Source organism: Streptomyces sp. NPDC104831 (assembly GCF_055583025.1).
On the sequence record NZ_JBVJOT010000049.1, the window covers coordinates 42,820 to 65,151 of the forward strand.

At 73.1% G+C, this 22,332-nt stretch carries 23 protein-coding genes; 5 read left to right on the plus strand and 18 right to left on the minus strand.

All coding sequences use genetic code 11. The annotated features are described in order from the left end of the window. Positions 1 to 80 precede the first annotated feature (80 nt). Complete coding sequence (locus ACZ63H_RS28920) at positions 81 to 296, minus strand: I78 family peptidase inhibitor (protein ID WP_469869994.1); 216 nt, start codon at positions 294 to 296, stop codon at positions 81 to 83. Between the two features lie 427 nt (positions 297 to 723). Between ACZ63H_RS28920 and ctaD the strand changes: the two genes are divergently transcribed. Further along, positions 724 to 2,409, plus strand: a complete 1,686-nt coding sequence (gene ctaD, locus ACZ63H_RS28925; protein WP_469869996.1) for an aa3-type cytochrome oxidase subunit I — start codon at positions 724 to 726, stop codon at positions 2,407 to 2,409. 73 nt (positions 2,410 to 2,482) lie between these two features. Here ctaD and ACZ63H_RS28930 read toward each other — a convergent pair whose 3' ends face one another. Next, positions 2,483 to 3,178, minus strand: a complete 696-nt coding sequence (locus ACZ63H_RS28930) for a transglycosylase family protein (protein ID WP_469869998.1) — start codon at positions 3,176 to 3,178, stop codon at positions 2,483 to 2,485. Positions 3,179 to 3,721: 543 nt separating this feature from the next. Between ACZ63H_RS28930 and ACZ63H_RS28935 the strand changes: the two genes are divergently transcribed. Then, positions 3,722 to 4,513, plus strand: coding sequence for a hypothetical protein (locus tag ACZ63H_RS28935; RefSeq protein WP_469870000.1), 792 nt, complete (start codon positions 3,722 to 3,724; stop codon positions 4,511 to 4,513). Positions 4,514 to 4,590: 77 nt separating this feature from the next. Then, positions 4,591 to 4,989, plus strand: coding sequence for a hypothetical protein (locus tag ACZ63H_RS28940; RefSeq protein WP_469870002.1), 399 nt, complete (start codon positions 4,591 to 4,593; stop codon positions 4,987 to 4,989). A 63-nt stretch (positions 4,990 to 5,052) separates the two neighbouring features. Here ACZ63H_RS28940 and der read toward each other — a convergent pair whose 3' ends face one another. The 5 genes from der to aroH all read right to left on the minus strand — a co-directional run bounded on the left by der (position 5,053) and on the right by aroH (position 9,542). Beyond that, positions 5,053 to 6,534 (minus strand): ribosome biogenesis GTPase Der, encoded by a 1,482-nt coding sequence (der, locus tag ACZ63H_RS28945; RefSeq protein WP_469870004.1) that lies wholly within the window; start codon positions 6,532 to 6,534, stop codon positions 5,053 to 5,055. Positions 6,535 to 6,611: 77 nt separating this feature from the next. Then, a complete protein-coding gene (locus ACZ63H_RS28950; RefSeq protein ID WP_469870034.1) occupies positions 6,612 to 7,199 on the minus strand; it encodes a lysophospholipid acyltransferase family protein in 588 nt (195 codons plus the stop codon). A gap of 62 nt (positions 7,200 to 7,261) precedes the next feature. After that, positions 7,262 to 7,957, minus strand: a complete 696-nt coding sequence (gene cmk / locus ACZ63H_RS28955) for a (d)CMP kinase (protein WP_469870006.1) — start codon at positions 7,955 to 7,957, stop codon at positions 7,262 to 7,264. A gap of 140 nt (positions 7,958 to 8,097) precedes the next feature. Next, positions 8,098 to 9,183 (minus strand): prephenate dehydrogenase, encoded by a 1,086-nt coding sequence (locus tag ACZ63H_RS28960; protein ID WP_469870008.1) that lies wholly within the window; start codon positions 9,181 to 9,183, stop codon positions 8,098 to 8,100. Continuing rightward, on the minus strand, positions 9,180 to 9,542 hold the full coding sequence (aroH, locus tag ACZ63H_RS28965) for a chorismate mutase (protein WP_469870010.1): 363 nt from the start codon (positions 9,540 to 9,542) through the stop codon (positions 9,180 to 9,182). The genes ACZ63H_RS28960 and aroH overlap by 4 nt, the downstream gene beginning before the upstream one ends. 147 nt (positions 9,543 to 9,689) lie before the next feature. Here aroH and ACZ63H_RS28970 point away from each other — a divergent pair, with 147 nt between their 5' ends. Both ACZ63H_RS28970 and ACZ63H_RS28975 read left to right on the plus strand, forming a co-directional pair. Then, a complete protein-coding gene (locus ACZ63H_RS28970; protein WP_469870012.1) occupies positions 9,690 to 10,175 on the plus strand; it encodes a Rieske (2Fe-2S) protein in 486 nt (161 codons plus the stop codon). Between the two features lie 22 nt (positions 10,176 to 10,197). After that, the gene (locus tag ACZ63H_RS28975) at positions 10,198 to 10,941 is read left to right on the plus strand and encodes a nucleotidyltransferase domain-containing protein (protein WP_469870014.1); all 744 of its coding nucleotides are present in this window, start codon (positions 10,198 to 10,200) and stop codon (positions 10,939 to 10,941) included. Positions 10,942 to 11,011: 70 nt separating this feature from the next. Here ACZ63H_RS28975 and ACZ63H_RS28980 read toward each other — a convergent pair whose 3' ends face one another. From ACZ63H_RS28980 to ACZ63H_RS29030, 11 genes are all read right to left on the minus strand, one after another. After that, positions 11,012 to 11,761 (minus strand): nucleotidyltransferase domain-containing protein, encoded by a 750-nt coding sequence (locus tag ACZ63H_RS28980; protein ID WP_469870016.1) that lies wholly within the window; start codon positions 11,759 to 11,761, stop codon positions 11,012 to 11,014. Positions 11,762 to 11,765: 4 nt separating this feature from the next. Continuing rightward, entirely contained in the window at positions 11,766 to 12,773 is a 1,008-nt protein-coding gene (locus ACZ63H_RS28985; protein WP_469870018.1) for an ADP-ribosylglycohydrolase family protein, read from the minus strand. Between the two features lie 80 nt (positions 12,774 to 12,853). Continuing rightward, positions 12,854 to 13,915, minus strand: coding sequence for a pseudouridine synthase (locus ACZ63H_RS28990; protein ID WP_469870020.1), 1,062 nt, complete (start codon positions 13,913 to 13,915; stop codon positions 12,854 to 12,856). 13 nt (positions 13,916 to 13,928) lie between these two features. Next, positions 13,929 to 14,579 (minus strand): SMC-Scp complex subunit ScpB, encoded by a 651-nt coding sequence (gene scpB, locus ACZ63H_RS28995; protein WP_469870022.1) that lies wholly within the window; start codon positions 14,577 to 14,579, stop codon positions 13,929 to 13,931. Further along, on the minus strand, positions 14,576 to 15,664 hold the full coding sequence (locus ACZ63H_RS29000) for a segregation and condensation protein A (RefSeq protein ID WP_469870024.1): 1,089 nt from the start codon (positions 15,662 to 15,664) through the stop codon (positions 14,576 to 14,578). The genes scpB and ACZ63H_RS29000 overlap by 4 nt, the downstream gene beginning before the upstream one ends. A gap of 18 nt (positions 15,665 to 15,682) precedes the next feature. Further along, a complete protein-coding gene (locus ACZ63H_RS29005) occupies positions 15,683 to 16,228 on the minus strand; it encodes a hypothetical protein (RefSeq protein WP_469870026.1) in 546 nt (181 codons plus the stop codon). Next, complete coding sequence (locus ACZ63H_RS29010; protein WP_467939226.1) at positions 16,213 to 17,346, minus strand: ParA family protein; 1,134 nt, start codon at positions 17,344 to 17,346, stop codon at positions 16,213 to 16,215. Before ACZ63H_RS29010 ends, ACZ63H_RS29005 begins: the two co-directional genes overlap by 16 nt. A gap of 426 nt (positions 17,347 to 17,772) precedes the next feature. Next, entirely contained in the window at positions 17,773 to 18,888 is a 1,116-nt protein-coding gene (gene ald / locus ACZ63H_RS29015) for an alanine dehydrogenase (protein ID WP_469870036.1), read from the minus strand. 144 nt (positions 18,889 to 19,032) lie between these two features. Next, a complete protein-coding gene (locus tag ACZ63H_RS29020) occupies positions 19,033 to 21,108 on the minus strand; it encodes a tetratricopeptide repeat protein (protein ID WP_469870028.1) in 2,076 nt (691 codons plus the stop codon). A gap of 163 nt (positions 21,109 to 21,271) precedes the next feature. Next, entirely contained in the window at positions 21,272 to 21,898 is a 627-nt protein-coding gene (locus ACZ63H_RS29025; protein ID WP_469870030.1) for an NUDIX domain-containing protein, read from the minus strand. A gap of 83 nt (positions 21,899 to 21,981) precedes the next feature. After that, positions 21,982 to 22,332, minus strand: a 351-nt coding sequence (locus tag ACZ63H_RS29030; protein ID WP_469870032.1) for a glutamine amidotransferase-related protein, incomplete at its 5' end; no start/stop codon positions are given.

Genomic DNA, 22,332 nt, shown 5'->3' on the forward strand with positions numbered 1-22,332 from the left:
GTACGCACGACCTCCCCGCGCCGTCGGCGAAGGCCCCGCTCCCGATCCGGGAGCGGGGCCTTCGCCGTGCCGGTGTCGGCTCACCCCTTCCAGGCCCGGCTCACCCGGCCGTCCCGTACCTCGAAGTTCAGCCGGCCGGAGCGGTACTCCATGGTGATGATCGCGCCCGGCGGCAGCGACCGCACCGTCGGCCAGCCGCGCTGCCGGGCGAGCCGCTCGGCGTCGTCGGCCTCCAGGCCGACGTAGGCGTCCGGACTGTCCTGGGGCTCCGCCGGCGGAGTGGGAATCGGTGCCATACGGCCACGCTAGTCGGACCCCGCCGGGCAGGAGAAGCGGCCCGTCCGGTCACACCTGTGTCACGGTTTCCGGACTCGCGTTTTGTCCGAAGTCCGTCACACGTAAGGGGGTTTCTGTTCGGCTTTTCGGGGTAACCGAGCAGAATTCACGCGTGTCGGACGGCGCCTTCGAATTCCCCGGCGGAAAGTGCCGCCGTGGGGATCGGGGCGGACCCGGGGCGCGATTCCCCGCGCAATCCGGTGCGGTGCCACGGCGGCTGACGCCGCATAGGAAATTCACGGATCCAGCACAGAACCGCCGGACGCGCCCCGTCGCGGCGCACGGCCCGGCGGGCTTCCGGACGGCCGCCCGCGGGTGCGCGCCGGGGCGGGCCGGGGCGGGCCGGCGGGCGGTCCCGGGCGCGACGATGCGAAGGGCGAGCGAGCGATGGGGACCGAGACCGCGGCGGTGACGGCACGTCCGGCGGAACGGCACCGGGCCGGCCGGGTGGCGGTGGACTGGCTCTCCACCACCGACCACAAGAAGATCGGTCATCTGTATCTGATCACGGCGTTCGGGTTCTTCCTGGCCGGCGGGATCATGGCGCTGCTGATGCGCACGGAGCTGGCCCGGCCGGGACTCCAGCTGATGGACAACAACCAGTTCAACCAGCTGTTCACGCTGCACGGCACGATCATGCTGCTGCTGTTCGCGACCCCGAGCTTCGCGGGCTTCGCCAACGAGCTGATGCCGTTGCAGATCGGAGCCCCGGACGTGGCCTTCCCCCGGCTGAACATGCTGTCGTACTGGCTGTTCGCCTTCGGTGGCCTGATCGTGCTGGGCTCGCTGCTGGTGCCGGACGGGCCGGCCGCCTTCGGCTGGTTCGCCTACGCGCCGCTCAACGACACCCGGCACTCCCCCGGCCTCGGCCCGGACCTGTGGATCATGGGCCTGGCGCTGTCCGGGTTCGGGACCATCCTGGGCGCGGTGAACTTCCTCGCCACGATCATCGGGATGCGCGCGCCGGGCATGACGATGTTCCGGATGCCGATCTTCACCTGGAACACGCTGTTCACGTCGATCCTGATCCTGATGGCGTTCCCGGTGCTCGCGGCGGCGCTGCTGGTGCTGGAGTCGGACCGGCGGTTCGGCTCGCAGGTCTTCCAGGCGGCGAACGGCGGGGCGCTGCTGTGGCAGCACCTGTTCTGGTTCTTCGGGCATCCCGAGGTGTACATCATCGCGCTGCCGTTCTTCGGGATCATCACCGAGATCATCCCGGTGTTCAGCCGCAAGCCGGTCTTCGGTTATCTCACGCTGGTCGGCGCCACGATGGCGATCACCGGGCTGTCGATGGTGGTGTGGGCGCACCACATGTTCGCCACCGGTGCGGTGATGCTGCCGTTCTTCTCGCTGATGTCGTTCCTGATCGCGGTGCCGACGGGGGTGAAGTTCTTCAACTGGACCGGCACGATGATCAAGGGCTCGCTGTCCTTCGAGACGCCGATGCTGTGGGCGATGGGCTTCCTGGTGACGTTCCTGTTCGGCGGTCTGACGGGGGTGATCCTGGCCTCGCCGCCGCTGGACTTCCACGTCACGGACTCGTACTTCGTCGTCGCCCACTTCCACTACGTGGTCTTCGGCACGGTCGTCTTCGCGGTGTTCGGCGGCTTCTTCTTCTGGTGGCCGAAGTTCACCGGCAGGATGCTGGACGAGCGGCTGGGGAAGATCCAGTTCTGGACGCTCTTCGCCGGCTTCCACACCACCTTCCTGGTGCAGCACTGGCTGGGCGCCGAGGGCATGCCCCGCCGCTACGCCGACTACCTGGCGTCCGACGGCTTCACCGCGCTGAACACCGTCTCCTCGATCGGTTCCTTCCTGCTCGGCCTGTCCACGCTGCCGTTCCTCTACAACGTCTGGCGGACCGCCGTGTACGGCGAGAAGGTCGAGGCCGACGACCCGTGGGGCTACGGCCGTTCGCTGGAGTGGGCGACCTCCTGCCCGCCGCCCCGGCACAACTTCGTCACCCTGCCCCGGATCCGCAGCGAGTCCCCGGCCTTCGACCTGCACCACCCGGAGTACGCGGGCCAGGCCCCGCAGCCCGAGCCGAAGGGACATCAGGCGGGAACGCCGTGACGCCGGGCGCGGGACGCGGGCGGCCGCCGTCCCCGGCGGGACCGGCGGCCGTCCGTCACACCGTGTCGGGCGCTCAGAGCGCGAGGCGCTGGCCGGGCACGATCACATCGGGGTCGTCGCCGATGACGGCCCGGTTCGCGGCGTAGACGCGCTGCCAGGCGGTGTCGTGCCGGGCGGCGATGGTGCTGAGGGTGTCGCCCTCGCGGACCGTGTAGTCGCCGCGGGAGGCGCCGCGGCCGGTGCCGGCCGCCGGGCGCCGGGGCTCCTCGGCCGGGGCGGAGTTCACGGGGGCGGACCGTGCGGGGGCGGACTTCGTCGTCGCGCCGCTCTTGTGAGGCGTCGTAGCGGAGGAGCCGGTGCGGGCGGCCGTCGGGGCCGCGCCGGACGCTCCGGCCCGGGCGGAGCAGACCGGCCAGGCTCCCCAGCCCTGGGCCTGCTGGACCCGGGTGGCGACGGCGATCTGCGCGCTCCTGGAGGCCTGGTCGGCCGTCGGGGCGTAGGCGGTGCCGCCGTACGCGCGCCAGGTGCCGGCGGAGAACTGGAGCCCGCCGTAGTAGCCGTTGCCGGTGTTGATGTGCCAGTTGCCGCCGCTCTCGCACTGTGCGATGCGGTCCCACACCCCGTTGTCCGCCGCGGCTGCGTTGCCGGTCGCGGCCAGCAGGCCCAGGGGGGCCAGCAGGGCGGCTCCCGCGAGGGTGGCCGTGGTGCGGCCTCTGCGGGTGCCCTCGGGGCGGGCGGGGTTGCGGTTGGTATCGGCACACTCGGACATATGGTTCCCTCTCCACGGACCCGGGCTCCCCCGGGCGGAACGCGCCGGACCCCGCACGACCGGGATCCCTCGCGCCCGCCCCGTCCGCCACGACCGGTGCCGGCGATCGTGCTCTGCCTGACTCCGGCCGGCGGACGTACCCGAGCGGTGCTCGTTGCACACGGCCGAGGAATCTAGGGAGGTCGGGCGGCGGGAATCAACCAACTCGCCGTCGTGCCAGGCCAGTTACCCGTTACCGATGGTAGCGGCGATTTCCGGCCACCCACTACATGCGTCGATTTCCGGATTTTCCCACCGGGGGTCGCGGCGATCTGTGATCCACCTCACCCCTTCAAATTCCTGCATACGGCACGGAGTTGACGGTGTGTGGCCCGATCCCCACCCAAGGTGACCGCGTGCGGAGCGCGGTGCGAACCGGTCCGTTCTAAGGCGTGACTCCCACCACAGCGTGCCCGTTGTCTTCTTCATGAGCCCGCAACCCCGGGGCTCATCGGCCGGGAGCCACCCGGCCGACGCCAGCACCGCATCCCGAGGGAGCCACCCGTGCCGCGCATGCTCGACGTCAGTGACGCCGTACGCGCCGAGATCGGCGACGAAGAAGCCGAACGGCTGCTCGCCGGAGAGAACGCCCCGGGCAGTTACGACTGCACGTCCTGTCGCACCCCGGGCGACTCCGAGCAGGAGCGCACCAGCACCGTTCTGTTCGTCGGCGACGAGACCGCCGTCCTCGCCTTCGCCCACGCCGGCTGCCTGCCCTCGCAGGTCGTCCAGGTGACGGAGGAGCAGTTGCGGGGCGCCGTCCGGTCCATCGGGGCCGTCGACGGCGACCCGGCCGGCGACGCGCCCCCGAAGGCCGTGCCCGAGCAGGCGGTGCTCGGCGTGACCAGCGGACTGGTCCTGGTCGACGGCGAGTTGCACCCCGCGCTCGTCGTCGAGCCCACCTCGGCGATCGTCCGGCCGGGCACGGACGGGACCGGCGACGACTTCCTCCCGCTGCTCGTCGAGCAGGGCTTCACGCCGGTGACCGAGCTGGCCTCCGTGCCGGCGGTGCTGCACGGCTGGTCCGTCCTGCTGGCCGTGGGCCGGCTGCACGCGGTGCTCCAGCCGGGTCCCGGCGGCGGGCAGCCGGTGGCCTGGTGGCAGGCGCACCAGCCGCTCCAGGTGACCGACGGCTGGCGGGCCGCCGCCAACAAGCACCAGCAGGTGCTGATGTTCGCGGCGCCGGTCGGCTCCATCGGGCGGCAGCCCCGGGAGGACCTGCTGCGGGAGGCGCTGGACCGGGCCGCCGCGCAGGGGCGGCTGGTCGCCGCGGCGCTCCCGCTCGCCGGTACGTGAGGGGCGCGGCACGGCCCCGCGCCCCCGCGGAACCCGTACGACCGCATCCCTTCGGGGCCCCGGTCGTTTGGACATACGTGCACGCATACGACACACCGCCCCGTCGGTCCTTCTCCTCCGTGCCGTCCGCCCGGGCGGCACAGGAACCCTCCGGTGGACCGTCGGCCACGCCGATCTACGACACGCTCTACGCGGAGTGGGTCAAGACCTTCCGCACGCTGCCGGGCGACCGCAGCGGTGAGGAGGAGCTGGGGTTCAGCGCCTTCGGGGACTTCCCGGACGGCACCAGCGGCTACGGCGGCCACCGGGCGGGGACGTTCAGCAGCTCCTACAGCGCCTACAGCGCGGGGGCCTACAGCGCCCGGCAGCAGTCGCAGTGGCAGCGGGTCGGCACGCTCGGCCGGCCGCAGGAGTCCGCCCGGGCGCCGTACGTCCCGGCCGCCGCCCTGCCCCCGGGACCGCGCCGCGGCGCGTGACGGCACGCACACGAAACGGGCGGTCCCCGGAATGCCGGGGACCGCCCGTCCTGTCGTGCCGCCCTACTTCTTCTTCGCGCCGCGCTTCTCGCGCACCCGCACCGAGATGTGGATCGGGGTGCCCTCGAAGCCGAACTCCTCGCGCAGCCGGCGCTCGATGAAGCGCCGGTAGCCCGCCTCGATGAAGCCGGAGGCGAAGAGCACGAACCGCGGCGGCTTGGTGCCGGCCTGGGTGCCGAAGAGGATGCGCGGCTGCTTGCCGCCCCGGATCGGGTGCGGGTGGGCCGAGACCAGCTCGCCGAGGAAGGCGTTCAGGCGGCCGGTGGGGACCCGGGTCTCCCAGCCGGCGAGGGCGGTCTCGATCGCCGGGACCAGCTTCTCCATGTGGCGTCCGGTGCGCGCCGAGACGTTCACCCGGGGCGCCCAGGCGACCTGGCCCAGCTCGGTCTCGATCTCCCGCTCCAGGTAGTAGCGGCGCTCCTCGTCGAGGGTGTCCCACTTGTTGAAGGCGACGACGATCGCGCGGCCCGCCTCGACCGCCATGGTGACGATCCGCTGGTCCTGCACGGAGATGTTCTCGGAGGCGTCGATCAGGATGACCGCCACCTCGGCCTTCTCCACGGCCGCCGCCGTGCGCAGGGAGGCGTAGTAGTCGGCGCCCTGCTGGAGGTGGACCCGCTTGCGGATGCCGGCGGTGTCCACGAACTTCCAGGTCGTGCCGCCGAGTTCGATGATCTCGTCCACCGGGTCGCGGGTGGTGCCCGCCAGCTCGTTGACGACGACGCGCTCCTCGCCGGCGACCTTGTTCAGCAGCGAGGACTTGCCGACGTTCGGGCGGCCGATCAGGGCGATCCGGCGGGGGCCGCCGACCGCGGTGCCGAAGGACTGCTCGGGCGCGTCGGGCAGCACCTCCAGGACGGCGTCGAGCATGTCGCCGGTGCCGCGGCCGTGCAGCGCCGAGACCGGGTGCGGCTCGCCGAGGCCGAGGTTCCACAGATAGGCCGCGTCGGCCTCGCCGCTCGGGCCGTCGACCTTGTTGGCGCACAGCACGACCGGCTTGCCGGCCTTGCGCAGCAGCCGGACGACCGCCTCGTCGGTGTCGGTCGCGCCGACCTTGGCGTCCACGACGAACACGACCGCGTCGGCCGCCTCGATGGCGTACTCGGCCTGGGCCGCCACGGAGGCGTCGATGCCGAGGACGTCCTGCTCCCAGCCGCCGGTGTCGACGACCTTGAAGCGGCGGCCGGCCCACTCGGCCTCGTAGGTGACACGGTCGCGGGTGACGCCCGGCCGGTCCTCCACGACCGCCTCACGGCGGCCGATCATCCGGTTGACCAGGGTCGACTTGCCGACATTGGGGCGGCCGACGACGGCCAGCACGGGCAGCGGACCGTGGCCCGCCGCCTCGATGGCGCCCTCGACGTCCTCGATGTCGAAGCCCTCTTCCGCGGCGAGCTCCATGAACTGCGCGTACTCGGCGTCGCCGAGAGCCCCGTGCTCGTACTCGTGCTCGGCCGAGCCGTCGGGCTGGATGTCGTCGTTCATGAAGTCCGTACCTCGTCGTTCATTGGTGGTGATCGGTGGAACGGCCCCGTGGGGCTGATCCACTACTCAAGTGTCGCCTAGCGCCCGGTCAGGCGCCTGGCGTTTTCCAGGTGGCTGGTGAGCTGTTTCCTGATCCGCTCGGTCGCCGCGTCCAGTGCCGCCCGCGTCCGCCGTCCGCTGCCGTCACCCGCCTCGAAGGGGTCGCCGAAGACGACGTCGACGCGGGAGCGCAGCGGGGGCAGCGCCTTGACCAGCCGGCCGGGCCGCCCGGAGCTTCCCAGGACGGCCACGGGGACGATCGGCGCCCCGCTGCGGACCGCGAAGTAGGCGAGCCCGGCGCGCAGCGAGGCGAAGTCGCCCTCGCCCCGGGTGCCCTCCGGGAAGATGCCCAGCACTCCCCCGGCCGCCAGCACGCCGAGGGCCTGGGTGATCGCGCCGCGGTCGGCCGTGGTGCGGTCCACCTTCAGCTGGCCGATGCCGGTCAGGAAGGGGCCCAGCGGGCCGACGAAGGCCTCCCTCTTGATCAGGAAGTGCGTGGGCCGGGGCGCCACGCCCATCACCATCGGCCCGTCGACGTTGTGGGAGTGGTTCACGGCGAGGATCACCGGGCCGGTGGCCGGCACCTTCCAGGCGCCGAGCACCCGCGGCCGCCACAGGCCGTACATCAGCCCGACGCCGATGCGCCGGCCGATCTCCGCGCCCCGCTCCGAGGGCACCGGCGCGAGCGTCACTTCCCGGCCCGCTTCTCCTCGACCAGGGTGACGACGCACTCGATGACCTGGTCGAGGGACAGCTCGGTGGTGTCCACCTCGACGGCGTCGTCGGCCTTGGCGAGCGGCGAGGTCTTGCGGCTGGAGTCGGCCGCGTCCCGCTTGATCAGGGCCTCGCGGGTGGCGTGGACGTCGGCGCCCTTCAGCTCGCCGCTGCGGCGGGCCGCGCGGGCCTCCGGGGAGGCGGTGAGGAAGATCTTCAGGTCGGCGTCCGGGAGGACGGTCGTGCCGATGTCCCGGCCCTCGACGACGATGCCCTGCTCCGCGGCGGCGGCCAGCGAGCGCTGGAGCTCGGTGATCCGGGTGCGCACCTCGGGCACCGCGCTGACCGCGCTGACCTTGGAGGTGACCTCCTGGGTGCGGATCGGGCCGGACACGTCCACGCCGTCGACCGTGATGGCCGGGGCGGCCGGGTCGGTCCCGGAGACGATCTCCGGCTTGCCGGCGACGGCGGCGATGGCGGTCGGGTCCTCCAGGTCGATGCCGTTGGTCACCATCCACCAGGTGATCGCCCGGTACTGGGCGCCGGTGTCCAGGTAGCTGAGGCCGAGCTGGGCGGCGACGGCCTTCGACGTGCTCGACTTGCCGGTGCCGGAGGGACCGTCGATCGCGACGATCACGGGCCTGGCGGTCGGGGCGGCGCCGTTTTCCACGGGGGGACACCTTCCTGGTGCGGTGCGGGCGGGGTGCGGGGAGCGAGAGCGCCCCGCACAAGGTTACTGGGTGCGGGTCACTCGTCCGGACGTACGCGGGCCGCGGGGCCCCGGGGCGGGCGAGCCACACCCCGCGGGCGCTACTGGCGCAGCGCCCAGCCCCGCTCCCGCAGTGCCTCCTTCAGCGCCGTCGTCGCCTTCGGCTCGACCATGAGCTGCACCAGACCGGCCTGCTGCCCGGTGGCGTGCTCGATGCGGACGTCCTCGATGTTGACCCCGGCGCGGCCGGCGTCCGCGAAGATCCGGGCGAGCTGGCCGGGCTGGTCGTCGATGAGCACGACCACGGTCTCGTAGGTCCGCGGCGCGGACCCGTGCTTGCCGGGTACCCGCACCTGGCCGGCGTTCCCCCGGCGCAGCAGGTTCTCGATGCCCGCGCCGCCCTCGCCGCGCCTCGCCTCGTCGGCGGACTCGAGGTCGCGCAGGGCCCGGACCGTCTCCGCCAGGTCGGCGGCGACGTCGGAGAGCAGGTCGGCGACCGGGCCCGGGTTGGCGGACAGGATGTCGATCCACATGCGCGGGTCGGAGGCGGCGATCCGGGTCACGTCCCGGATGCCCTGCCCGCACAGCCGTACGGCGGACTCCTCGGCGTGCTCCAGGCGCGCGGCGACCATGCTGGACACGAGGTGGGGCATGTGGGAGACGAGGGCCACGGCGCGGTCGTGGGCGTCGGCGTCCATGACGACCGGCACGGCCCGGCAGTGCGAGACCAGCTCCAGGGCGAGGTTCAGCACCTCGGTGTCGGTGTCCCGGGTGGGGGTGAGCACCCAGGGGCGGCCCTCGAAGAGGTCGGCGGTGGCGGCCAGCGGGCCGGACTTCTCCCGGCCGGACATCGGGTGGGTGCCGATGTAGGAGGTGAGGTCCAGGCCGAGTTCCTCCAGCTCGCGGCGCGGGCCGCCCTTGACGCTGGCGACGTCCAGATAGCCGCGGGCCAGGCCGCGGCGCATGGCGTCGGCGAGCACCTTGGCCACGAGGGCGGGCGGGGCGGCGACGATCGCCAGGTCGACCGGGCCGTCGGGCGCCTCGTCGGTGCCGGCGCCCAGCGCGGCGGCCGTGCGGGCCTGCCCGGGGTCGTGGTCGGCGAGGTGGACGACGACGCCGCGCCGGGCCAGGGCCAGGGCGGCGGAGGTGCCGATCAGTCCGGTTCCGATGACGAGTGCGGTTCTCACTGGGCGATGTCCTTGCGCAGGGCCGCGGCGGCGCCGAGGTAGACGTGGGCGATGTCGGCGCGGGGCTTGTCCGACTCGATGTGGGCGAGGATCCGTACGACCCGGGGCAGGGCGCCCGCGATGTCGAGTTCCTGGGCGCAGATGAGGGGCACGTCGGTGATGCCGAGCCTGCGGGCGGCGACGGCCGGGAAGTCGCTGTGCAGGTCGGGGGTGGCCGTGAACCAGATGCTGATCAGGTCGTCGGCGGTCAGCCCGTTCCGTTCGAGGACGGCGGTGAGCAGCGCGCCGACCTGCTCCGCCATGTGACCGGCGTCGTCCCGTTCCAGTTGGACGGCTCCCCGGACCGCTCGTACCGCCACGGCGCTGCTCCTCGCTGACGTGCGTGTTTCGTTCTTGGTCCGTCCAGCGTAGTCAGCCCGCGCGGTACGGGCGTGCGCCGCCCGTGCGCTGAGACGATGCGGAACGTCCGTTATCCATTGGTTTGCACGTCCGTACGGAGGTCCGACATGACCCAGCCAGCGACACGGCGCACGGTTCTCACCACGGGCGCCGGGGCGCTCGCCCTGGGCTGCGTGGGGTGCGGCGGCGAAAGCGGCGGCTCCACCGCGCCGCAACCGCCCACGGCACCGGCGTCGTCACCGGCGCCCGCCACCGAGGGTTCTGCCGGGGAGACGTCCCCGGCCGCGCGGGAGGCGGCCCCCGCCGGGAAACCGGTGGCCTCGACCGGGGACATCCCGGAGGGCGGCGGCAAGATCTTCGAGGACCGCAAGATCGTGGTCACCCAGCCGGAGAAGGGCCGCTTCAAGGCGTTCTCGGCGGTCTGCACCCACCAGGGCTGCACGGTGAGCCAGGTGACGGACGGCACCATCCTGTGCCCCTGCCACGGCAGCAGGTTCCGCGTCTCCGACGGTTCGGTGGCCGTGGGCCCGGCGACCCGGCCGCTGGCCGAGGAGCCGGTCACGGTGCGGGGGAATTCCGTCTACCTGACCTGAGCCGCCCGCGTACGCTCCGGGGATGCAGCCGCAGGACCTCGTACGCGACCACACCGTCTACGCCTGCGTCATGGGCTCCCGCGCCTTCGGGCTGGCGACGGACGCCAGCGACACCGACCGGCGCGGGGTGTTCCTCGCCCCGACCCCGCTGTTCTGGCGGTTCGAGAAGCCGCCGGCGCACGTGGAGGGGCCGGGCGAGGAGCGCTTCTCCTGGGAACTGGAGCGCTTCTGCGAGCTGGCGCTGCGCGGCAATCCGAACATCCTGGAGTGCCTGCACTCCCCGCTCGTGGAGCACGTGGACGACACCGGCCGCGAGCTGCTGTCCCTGCGCGGCGCCTTCCTGTCCCGCCGCGCCCACGACACCTTCACCCGGTACGCCCTCGGCCGGCGCAGGAGGATCGACGCCGACGTGCGCGCCACGGGCGCCCCGCGCTGGAAGCACGCGATGCACCTGCTGCGCCTGCTGACCGCCGCCCGGGACCTGCTGCGCACCGGCGAGCTGCGGATCGACGTCGGCGCGGCGCGCGAGCCCCTGCTGGCGGTCAGGCGCGGCGAGGTGCCGTGGGCGCGGGTGGAGGCGTGGATGGCCCGGCTGGCGGACGAGGCGGAACAGGCCCTGCGGGGCAGTCCCCTGCCGGCCGGGCCGGACCACGCGCGCGTGGCGGACTTCCTGCACCGGGTGCGCCGGGCCTCGGCGCTCCGGGCGGAGGCGGACCACCGGGACGTGCGCGGCGCCGTGGGCGGCGACCTCCTCGGGCGGGACTGAACCGGGCCCGCGGGCCGCGGCGGGACCACGGCCGGCATCGCAGCGTTCCCCGCACCGGGCGCGCCGTGTCTCAGCCCGTCAGGCGGAGGCGGACCACCAGGTCGTGCAGGGCGTCGTGGGCACCGGCCGTGTCGGGCAGGGCCGAGCCGGCCTGTGCCTCGTCGAGCGCGGTGTGCAAGCGCTCCACGTCGGCCGCGACCAGGTCGCGGTCGACGTCGGCGAGGGCGTTCTCCCGCTCCCGCTTGGCGGCGATCAGCTCGGGCAGGTAGCCGGGCCCGCCCACCTGCTCCAGGAGCGTGGGCAGATGCGCCTGGACCTCGCCGCTGCGCATGAGGTGGATGCCGGTGAGCAGCACCCGGAAGGTGTAGAGCAGCGGCTTGAGTTCGCCGGTCTTCTCGAACAGCCGCCACTGGGTCGCGGCGAACCCGCGGTAGTGGTGGGCGTGGTGGCCGGTGAGGACGCCGGGGGCGAGCGCGGTCAGCTCCCGGTGGGCCTCGGAGGTCTGCACGACCAGCGGGGAGAGCAGCTGCTCCAGCACGTAGCCGTTGCGGCGCAGCATCAGCCGGACGAACTTGCGCAGGTCGTGGGTGACGAGGTCCAGCTCGACGCCGTAGCGGACCCAGGTCCGCGAGCGGGTCTCCTCCGGCTCGCGCAGGCCGACGAGGTCGGCGGCGGGCAGCAGGTGGACGCCCCTGAGGTCCACGTCGGAGTCCTGCGAGGGGAAGCCGTACAGATGGGCTCCGGTGACGGTGGCGAACAGCAGCGGGTCGGGCTGTTCCGCGGCCACCGGAGCCAGGTCTATGTCGAGATCGTCGAGCATGGGCCTAAGCGTCCCAGAGCGTGCCGAGGGCCAACAGGTCGCCTCGGTACTCGATCCGCTCCGCCCAGTCGGCGGGCCAGGCGTCCGCGCCCAGCCGGGCGCCCGCGAAGGCGCCGGTGAGACAGGCGAGGGAGTCGGAGTCGCCGGCGGTGCAGGCGGCCCGGCGCAGCGCGGTGACGGGCTCGTCGGGGAAGAGCAGGAAGCACAGCAGCCCGGTGGCCAGGGCCTCCTCGGCGATCCAGCCCTCGCCGGTGGCCAGGCACGGGTCGGTCTCCGGGGAGACGGTCCGCGCGGCTTCCCGGAGGCGGTCGAGGATCTCCAGGCACTCGTCCCAGCCGCGGGCGATGAAGTGCTCGGGGCCGGGGTCCTGGGAGCGGGTCCACAGGTCTCCGAGCCAGGCGTGGTCGTAGTGCGTGCGGCGCCGCAGGGCGTAGGAGCGCAGCCGTCCGACGAGCCCGGCCGGGTCGGCGCCGCGGGCGAGCAGGTGGACGGCGTGGGCGGTGAGGTCGGAGGCGGCCAGCGCGGTGGGGTGGCCGTGGGTGAGCGCGGCCTGCAACTGGGCGGCGCCGGCGCGCTGTTCGTCGCTCAGGCCGCCGGCGAGGCCGATCGGGGCGACCCGCATGTTGGCGCCGCAGCCCTTGGAGCCGAGCTGACTGGCGTCCTGCCAGGCCCGGCGCTCGTCGGTGAGCAGCTCGCAGGCCCGCAGGCAGGTGCCGCCGGGGGCGCGGTTGTTGTCCGGCGACCGGTACCAGTCCACGAACTCCGCCCGCAGCGGCCCCTCCAGTCCCCGGGGCGTCACCTCGCCGCGGTCCACGGCGGTCCGCAGGGCGCGCCCGACGGCGAGGGTCATCTGCGTGTCGTCGGAGACGAAGGCCCGCTTCGGCAGCTCCATCTCCCGCCAGGGCCCGCGCTTGGCGAGGATCGACGGTACGTCGTCGAACTCGGTCGGGAAGCCGAGGGCGTCCCCGAGGGCGAGTCCGAGAAGTGCTCCGGTCGCCGGCTGCTTCGGCATGTGCGCCGTCCCCCTTTATCGTCACCATGACAATAAAGGGGGACGGTGATCGGCGCAAGGCGCTGCGGGGACCGGCCGCTCTACAGGTCGACTTCCTTCATCAGCATGCCGACCTCGGTGTTCGACAGCCGGCGCAGCCAGCCCGACTTCTGGTCGCCGAGGGTGATCGGGCCGAAGGCGGTGCGCACCAGCCGCTCGACCGGGAAGCCGGCCTCCGCCAGCATGCGGCGCACGATGTGCTTGCGGCCCTCGTGCAGGGTCACCTCGACCAGGTAGTTCTTGCCGGTCTGCTCGACCACGCGGAAGTGGTCCGCGCGGGCGTAGCCGTCCTCCAGCTGGATGCCGTCCTTCAGGCGCTTGCCCAGGTCGCGCGGGATCGGGCCGACGATGGCCGCGAGGTAGGTCTTCTTCACGCCGTAGCGCGGGTGCGTGAGGCGGTGCGCCAGCTCGCCGTGGTTGGTGAGCAGGATGACACCCTCGGTCTCGGTGTCCAGCCGGCCGACGTGGAAGAGCCGGGTCTCGCGGTTGGTGACGTAGTCGCCGAGGCACTGGCGGCCCTCCGGGTCCTCCATGGTGGAGACCACGCCGGCGGGCTTGTTCAGCGAGAAGAACTGGTAGGACTGGGTCGCCACGGTCAGACCGTCGACCTTGACCTCGTCCTTCTCCGGGTCCACCCGCTTGCCCTGCTCGGTGACGATCTCGCCGTTCACCTCGACCCTGGCCTGCTCGATCAGCTCCTCGCAGGCCCGCCGGGAGCCGTAGCCGGCGCGCGCGAGGACCTTCTGCAGCCGCTCGCCCTCCTGCTCGGCGCCGGGGAAGGTCTTGGGCAGCTTGACGTCCTTCTTGCCCGCGTACCGCTCCCGGTTGCGCTCCTCGACCCGCGTCTCGTACTCGCGCGAGCGTGCCGGGGCGGTACGGCCGCCCGGCTGGGGCCGCTTCGGGCCGCCCTTGGCACCACCGCGCGCGGAGCCGCCGCGCCCGGACTTGGGGCCGTCCTTGGTGGCCCCGGGGCCCACGTCGTAGCGGCGCTCCTCGGGGCGGGGCTTGCGGGGACGGCCCTGCCCCTGCTTCTGGTCCCTGTCGTTGCCGGCACCGCGGTAGTTACCGCGCCCGCCGCTCTTGCCGCTGCCGCTGCTTCGCATCAAGGTTTCCGTCTTAGTCGTCTGCGTCCTGACCGCCGGACGCGTCGGGCGCGTCCGGGTCGAACGACGGGACCCCCTCCTGGGTCTCGGCCTCGATCGCCTCCGCCTCGGGGAGGAAGGGCGCGAGCTCCGGTAGCTCGTCCAGGCCGCGCAGGCCCATCCGCTCCAGGAAGTAGTTCGTCGTCCTGTACAGGATCGCACCTGTTTCGGGTTCCGTGCCCGCCTCCTCGACCAGACCGCGCTGGAGCAGGGTGCGCATGACACCGTCGCAGTTCACTCCGCGCACGGCGGAGACCCTGCTGCGGCTGACCGGCTGGCGGTAGGCGACGACCGCCAGCGTCTCCAGCGCCGCCTGCGTGAGGCGGGCGGTCTGGCCGTCCAGGACGAGCCGCTCGACGGCGGGCGCGTAGGCGGCGCGGGTGTAGAAGCGCCAGCCGCCCGCGACGAACCGCAGCTCGAAGCCGCGGCCCTGCGCGGTGTACTCGTCGGCCAGCTCCCGCAGGGCGTCCGCGACCTGCCGCCGGGGCCGCTCCAGGAGCCGCGCCAGGTGCTCCTCGGTCGCGGGCTCGTCCACGACCATGAGCATGGCCTCCAGGGCGGGCTTCAGAGCGAGGCCGGCCACCGTCCGCGGTCCGGCCGTGGCCTCGGCGGTCTGCTCGTTCAAGGCTGCCTCTCCTCCTCGGCCGGCGCGGGCGGGCGGTCGAACTCGTCGGTGACCAGCGGCGCCGGATCCGTCTCCCCGCCGGTCCAGCGCACGTTCAGCTCGCCGAGCGCGGTCTCCTGCTCCAGCGCGACGGCCTTCTCCCGGTACAGCTCCAGGAGCGCCAGGAACCGGGCCACGACGGTGAGCGTGTCCCCGGCGTCGGCCACCAGCTCCCGGAAGCCGGCCTCGCCCAGCTCCCGCAGCCGCGCCACCACGATCCTGGCCTGCTCCCGCACGCTGACCAGCGGGGCGTGGATGTGGTCGACGTACACCTGCGGCGTGGGCCTCGGCCGCATCGCCTTGACCGCGAGCCCGGCGAAGCCCTCGGGGCCGATGCTGATGACGACCTCGGGCAGCAGCTCGGCGTGGTGCGGTTCCAGGCCGACGGTACGGGGGTAGCGCCGCGCCTCCTCGTCGAGCCGCTCGTTGAAGAGGTCGGCGATCCGCTTGTACGCGCGGTACTGGAGCAGCCGGGCGAACAGCAGGTCGCGGGCCTCCAGCAGGGCGAGGTCGGCCTCGTCCTCCACCTCGGCCGCGGGCAGCAGCCGGGCGGCCTTGAGGTCGAGCAGCGTGGCCGCGACGACGAGGAACTCGGTGGTCTGGTCCAGGTCCCAGTCGGGTCCCATGGCCCGGATGTGCGCCATGAACTCGTCGGTGACCTTCGACAGGGCGACCTCGGTGACGTCCAGCTTGTGCTTGGAGATGAGCTGGAGCAGCAGGTCGAAGGGACCCTCGAAGTTCGACAGCCGGACCTTGAAGACACCGTCGGCGGCCCCTTGGGGCTCCTCGGGCCCCCTGGGCTCCGGCGGGGGCTCCGGGGCCTGGCCGCGGGGCCCTCGGGCGCTCCCGGGCCCCTGGCGGGGCTCTGCGGGCCTCTCAGGGGCTTTCCCGGGCTCCGGGGGTGCCACGGCCCGCGGGGCGCTCCCGTCGGCCCGCGGACCGGTTCCCGGGGTGCCCGGCCCGGCCTCCGCCGCGTCCGGTCCCCGCCCCAGCGCACGCCGACGGCCGGCCGGTGCGCCGGGGGCAGGGGCTCCGTTCGAGGTCATGGCCCCCGCAGGCTATCGCTACCGCCCGCGCAGCCGGCGCACGAGGATGCTCGCGTCCCCGCGGGACTCCAGGTCGGCCAGGACCACGGCCACCGCCTCGCGGACGATCCGCCCGCGGTCCACCGCGAGCCCGTGCTCGCCGCGGAGCACCAGGCGGGCGTGCTCCAGGTCCATCAGTTCCTCGGCCGAGACGTAGACGGTGATCTTCTCGTCGTGCCGTTCGCGCCCGCTGGGCCGCCGGCTCGCCGCCCGCCCGCGCTTGCGCGGCTGTGCGGCGGCACCCTCCTGCGCCGCCTGGCGGCGCACCGGGCGGGTGCGGGACTCGCCGGTCCCGGCCGGCTCGGCGTCCGCCGCCACGTGCTCCGCGCCCTCCGCGTCCCCGCCGCGGACGGGCACCGGCGGCGGTACGTCCTCGGCGGCGGCCGTCTCGTCGCTCTCCCCGGCGGGAGCCGGCACCCGGGCCTCACCGCCCGACGCGCGCCGGGGAGTCGACGGCTGGAGCGCCGTCCCTCCTGTCGTGCGGAAGAGTTCGTCGGCCCCCGGCAGACTCACTCGGCGTGACACCGGGCGAGCACCTCCCTGGCGAGCTGGCGGTAGGCGGCGGCACCGACGGAGTTGGAGGCGTACGTGGTGATCGGCTCACCGGCGACCGTGGTCTCCGGGAAGCGGACCGTGCGCCCGATGACCGTGTGGTAGACGTGGTCGTCGAACGCCTCGACGACCCGGGCGAGCACCTCGCGGCTGTGCACGGTGCGCGAGTCGTACATCGTGGCGAGGATGCCGTCGAGCTCCAGGTCGGGGTTGAGCCGCTCCTGGACCTTCTCGATGGTCTCGGTCAGCAGGGCCACACCGCGCAGCGCGAAGAACTCGCACTCCAGCGGCACGATCACCTTGTGGGCGGCCGTCAGGGCGTTGACGGTGAGCAGGCCGAGCGAGGGCTGGCAGTCGATGACGATGTAGTCGTAGTCGGGCAGCAGCGGCTTCAGCGCCCGCTGGAGCGTGGACTCGCGCGCGACCTCGGAGACCAGCTGGACCTCGGCGGCCGACAGGTCGATGTTGGAGGGCAGCAGGTCCATGTTGGGGACCGCCGTCTTCAGCAGGACCTCGTCCGCGGACATGCCCCGCTCCATGAGCAGGTTGTAGACGGTGAGGTCCAGCTCCATGGGGTTGACCCCGAGGCCCACCGACAGCGCGCCCTGCGGGTCGAAGTCCACGAGCAGCACGCGCCGGCCGTACTCCGCGAGCGCGGCGCCCAGGTTGATGGTCGACGTCGTCTTGCCGACGCCGCCCTTCTGGTTGCACATCGCGATGATCTTCGCGGGGCCGTGGTCGGTCAGCGGGCCCGGGATCGGGAAGTAGGGCAGCGGGCGTCCGGTCGGGCCGACGCGCTCACGGCGCTGACGGGCCGCGTCGGGCGCGAGCGTGGCCGCGTACTCCGGATCCGGCTCGTACTCGGCGTCGGGGTCGTAGAAGTGCCCCTCGGGCAGTTCGTCGTAGTCGGCGAAGTGGTTGTGGGGCGCGCCACTTCCGTCGCCGGCCATGGCGTTCACGTGATGGCCATCCATGCTCTGGTGTGCTGTCCCGGCCGTCCGAGGACCGGAACTCTGGTGGGCTGCGAAGGTGCGCACAGCTACGGAGCCGACAGCCTCGAATCCCGCGGGGCCCTGGCCCCGGACCGGCATTCCTGGTTGACCACCCCCGGGAGAAAATGTCGACTCATTCACAAGTCGTCTTACCTCCTTGGTGACCAGGAAACTTCTAGACAAGGTCAGCGTGGCACCATGCCGACGGTTGGCGACTCTATGGCGTGTCGGCGGTCCGCAGCAACACAATCCGCCGGACCCGGCGGGATGTGTCGGCAATGAAACATGTCGCTGTCAAGGGCGTACGGCCGTCGCACAGCAGGTTTCCCGGGTGTGCGAATCGGTCGAAGCGTTACGTTCGAGGCGAGTTGACCGAGAGCCGCAAAGTGACCATACACACATCCGGCCGGACCTTGTCGGGCAAGGTCCGGCCGGGTGTGCGTGATTGACGAGCCGTGTTGACGAATCGCCTTTTGGCGGGGGGCGACTTGGCGGCCCACCCGGTCGTCGCCTGCGCGTGGCAGGTCAGCCGAGCAGCGAGTCCAGCTCGACGTGCGGCAGGCCGTGGGCCTCCGCGACCTCCTTGTAAACGACCTTGCCGTCATGGGTGTTGAGACCCTTGGCGAGCGCGGCGTCGCGGCGCAGCGCCTCCACCCAGCCGTTGTTGGCGAGCGAGACGATGTACGGCAGCGTCGCGTTGGTGAGCGCGTTGGTGGAGGTGTTGGGCACACCGCCCGGCATGTTGGCGACGCAGTAGAAGACCGAGTTGTGCACCTTGAAGGTCGGCTCGGCGTGCGTGGTGGGCCGGGAGTCCTCGAAGCAGCCGCCCTGGTCGATCGCGATGTCGACAAGGACACTTCCCGGCTTCATCCGGGACACCATCTCGTTGGTGACCAGCTTCGGGGCCTTGGCGCCCGGGATGAGGACCGCGCCGATGACGAGGTCGGCGTCGAGGACGGCCTTCTCCAGCTCGAAGGCGTTGGACATGACGGCCTTGACCTTCGTGCCGAAGATCTTGTCGGCCTCGCGCAGCTTGTTGATGTCGCGGTCGAGCAGCGTGACGTCGAAGCCCATGCCGATGGCGATCTGGGCGGCGTTCCAGCCGGAGACGCCGCCGCCGATGACGACGGCCTTGGCCGGGGTCACGCCCGGGACGCCGCCCGGCAGCACGCCGCGGCCGCCGGCCGCGCGCATCAGGTGGTAGGCGCCGACCTGCGGGGCCAGCCGGCCCGCGACCTCGGACATCGGGGCGAGCAGCGGCAGGGCGCGGTTCGCCAGCTCGACGGTCTCGTAGGCGATGGCCGTGGTGCCGGACGCCAGCAGCGCGTCGGTGCACTCCTTGGACGCGGCCAGGTGCAGGTAGGTGAAGAGGGTCTGGTCCTTGCGGAGGCGGTGGTACTCCTCCGCGATCGGCTCCTTGACCTTCAGCAGCAGGTCGGCGGCGGCCCAGACCTCGTCCGCGGTGTCCAGGATGGCGGCACCGGCGGAGACGTACTCCTCGTCCGTGATCGAGGAGCCGAGGCCGGCGCCCCGCTCGACGACGACCTGGTGGCCGTTGCGCACCAGCTCGTGCACACCGGCGGGGGTGATGGCCACCCGGAACTCGTTGTTCTTGACCTCGCGGGGGATGCCGACCTTCACGTCGATCACGGTCCTTGGCTCAGAGGGTATGGGGGTGCAATACAGACGTACCCAGACATGCGGGGGCATACCGGGAGACGCCGCAGGACTATGCGGCAGAGCCAGTCTAATGAAGGTGTTCCGGCTGTCTAGCCTTTCATTGCATCAATCTTCGCTGGATGCGGTGCGGATTTCGCAGGCGTTAGCGTCCTGTTCCGGCCCTGCGACGTCCTCCGGTCGCTCCTCACCCAGCATGCGCTCGGCCGCCGCCCGGTGCAGCCGGGCCGCCGCCGGGTCGCCCAGCCGGTCCAGGGTGTCGGCCAGCCGCAGCTGCACCGCGGCCTGGAGCCGGGCGTCCTCCGCGCGCCGGGCCCACTCCACCGCCTCCTGGCAGGTGCGCAGCGACTCCTCGGGCCGCCCCGCGTACTCCTGCACCCGGGCGATCTCGCTCAACGCCCGCGCGCTGGCGGCGACATCGCCGCTGCGGCGGTAGCCGGCCAGGGCGGCCCGCCAGTTCCGGAGCGCCTCGCCGTAGCGGCCCGCGTAGGTGTGGGCGGTGGCGATCCTGCCGTACAGCCGGGCGGCCTCCGGTACCTCGCCGCGGGCCAGCCGCTCGGCCAGCGCCCGGCCGAACCAGTCGGCGGCCCGGTCGTGATCGCCCAGCTCCTGGTACGCACCGCCTACGGATTCCATCGCGCGGCCGGTCGCGTACGGGTCGTTCGCCTCCCGTCCGGCGTCCAGCGCGGCCCGGTAGCGGACCAGCGCCTCCCGGGTGCGGCCGGTCTGCGCGTCCAGGTCGCCCAGGTTCAACAGCGCCGCGGCCTTCTCCCGGGGCAGCCCGCGCCGCTCGGCGACGTCCAGGACGAGGCCGTGCACCCCGTACAGGTCGGGGGCGGCGGCCTGGGTGCCGACGTGCGCGGCCAGGGCCCGCACCAGCTGGGACATCAGCCGGCGGGCGAGGGTGTCCAGCTCCCCGTCGGCCACCGCCAGGCGCGCCGACGCCAGCAGCGCGGGCCGCCGGATGCGCAGCCAGTCGGCGGCGGCCCGCGGGTTCGGGAAGCGCAGCGCGGGCGGCATGCCGTTCAGCTTCTCCCGGGCCTGGGGGCTGTCCGTCTCGGTGATCGCCCGGCAGGACTGGAGCAGCCGGACCGTCCGCTCCAGCATCCGGGCCCGGGCCAGCTGGAGCTCGGCGGGCCGCTCCTGGCTCTCGGCCAGGGCGCGCAGCAGCGGGTACAGCCGGCCGGGGACCTCGTACTGGGGCAGCGGGGAGTCCACCGCGCGCAGCAGGCCGAGGGCGGCGAGGTCGTCCAGGGTGGCGCGGGCGGCGTCCACCGAGCAGCCGGCCAGCGCGGAGGCGGTGTGCGGGTCGGCGAGGCCGGCCGGGGCGAGGCACAGCAGCCGCAGCATCCGGGCGGCCGGGCCGGGCAGCTGGTCGTAGACGAGCCGGAAGACGCGGGCCAGCGGGGTCGCCTCGGCGCCGTCCGCGCCGTCCTCGGTGGTCGCGTGCAGCCGCTTGGCGAGGTCGGAGACGGCGGCCTTGGGGCGGGCCGCGAGCCAGCCGCCGGCCAGCACCAGCGCGCCCGGGTGGCCCTGGCACGCCTCCACCAGGCCCTCCGCGGAGCGCGGGTCGACGGTGACGCGGACCGCGCCCGCGTAGCCGGTGAGCAGGTCCACCGCGGACTTGGTGTCGAGGCCGCCGAGCGTGCAGGGGCGGACGTCGGCGATTCCGGTGAGCGGGCCCCGGGAGACGGCGACCACCAGGCAGTCGGGGTCCTCCGGCAGCAGCGCGTCGACCTGTTCGGCGCCGGCCGCGTCGTCCAGCAGCAGCACCGCCCGCCGGCCCGCGAGGGCCGCCCGCAGGGCCGCGGCGAGGTCGTCCTCGGCCGCCCCGGCGGGAGCGGGCAGCTCCAGTGCCTCCAGCAGCCGGCGGGCCACCCGCTCGACGGGCACCGGGGTGCCGTCGGGCTCACCGAGCCGGGCCCGCAGCACCCCGCCGGGGTAGCGGCCGGCGAGCCGGCGGACGAGTTCCTCGGCGAGGCTGGTGCGGCCGGATCCGGGGCGGCCGGCGATGAGCAGGACGCGCGCGCGGGGGGCCTTGCGGCCGGAGAGGGTGTCCAGGCCGGCGCGCCCGATGTCGGCGCACAGCTCCTTCAACTCCCGGCCGCGGCCCAGGAAACGGTCCTTCGGGGCCGGGTGCGCGGACAGCTCCGCACCCTCTGTGTCCACCGCCTGATCCGTCACGGGCCACACTCCCGTCCCACCGCACGCGCAAGCCCGCCGGGTCTTCCGGGACGGGCGTTTCCAGAGCCTAGTTCACGCTCTGCGACGTACCCGGAGGAGCGCGGCGAACGCATCGCCCGATCGGATCAGGCGATGGTCACACGGATGGTCCGGACGGGGCCGGTCAGCCCTCGAAGGGGCGCGCGGGCCAGGGCGCGTCGGCCGGGCGCAGCGCGTCCGGCCCGGCCCCGCCGCGGGCGGCGACCAGGGAGAGCACGCCGACCACGAGGCAGTTGTTGTGCACGTCGCCGGCCAGGATCCGGCGCACGAGTTCGTCGACCGGCACGCGCGCGTGCTCCATGTCGGTCTCCTCGTGCTCCGCCGCGAAGCGCTCCCCGTCGGCCTCGGACAGACCCCGGGCGAGGAAGATCCGCACGGCCTCGTCGCAGCCGCCGGGGGTGGTGTAGACGTCGGTCAGCACCCGCCAGTCCTCGGCCTTGACGTGCGCCTCCTCGTACAGCTCGCGCTGGGCGGCGTGCAGCGGGTTCTCGCCGGGCACGTCCAGCAGGCCGGCCGGGATCTCCCACAGCTTGTGCCGGACCGGGTGGCGGTACTGGTTGATCAGCAGCACCCGGTCCTCCTCGTCCAGGGCGAGGACGGCGACCGAGCCGGGGTGGACCTGGTAGTCCCGGCGGACCACCGAGCCGTCGGGCATGACCACGTCGTCCGTGCGGACGGCGGTCTTGTTGCCCCTGAAGGGGGTGTCCGTGGCCCGGATCTCCCACTCCGCGGGGGTGTCCTTGATCGTCATGCCCTGTCCTTCCACGCGCGCACAGTGAAACCGGGGTGCCCGCCCGCGAAGGCACGCACCCCGGCCACCGTACAACCGGCGTGTTACTTGGCGGTCTTCCGCTCGACCGCGGCCTTGACCAGGCCGGCGAAGAGCGGGTGCGGGCGGGTCGGGCGGGAACGCAGTTCGGGGTGGGCCTGCGTGGCGACGAGGTACGGGTGGACGTCACGCGGGTACTCCACGTACTCCACGAGCTTGCCGTCGGGAGAGGTACCCGAGAAGACGATCCCGGCCTTCTTCTCCAGCTCCGCCCGGTAGGCGTTGTTCACCTCGTAACGGTGCCGGTGACGCTCCTCGACGTACTCCCTGCCGTCGTACACCTCCCGCACGATCGAGCCCTCCGCGAGCTTGGCCGGATACATGCCCAGCCGCATCGTGCCCCCCAGATCACCCTC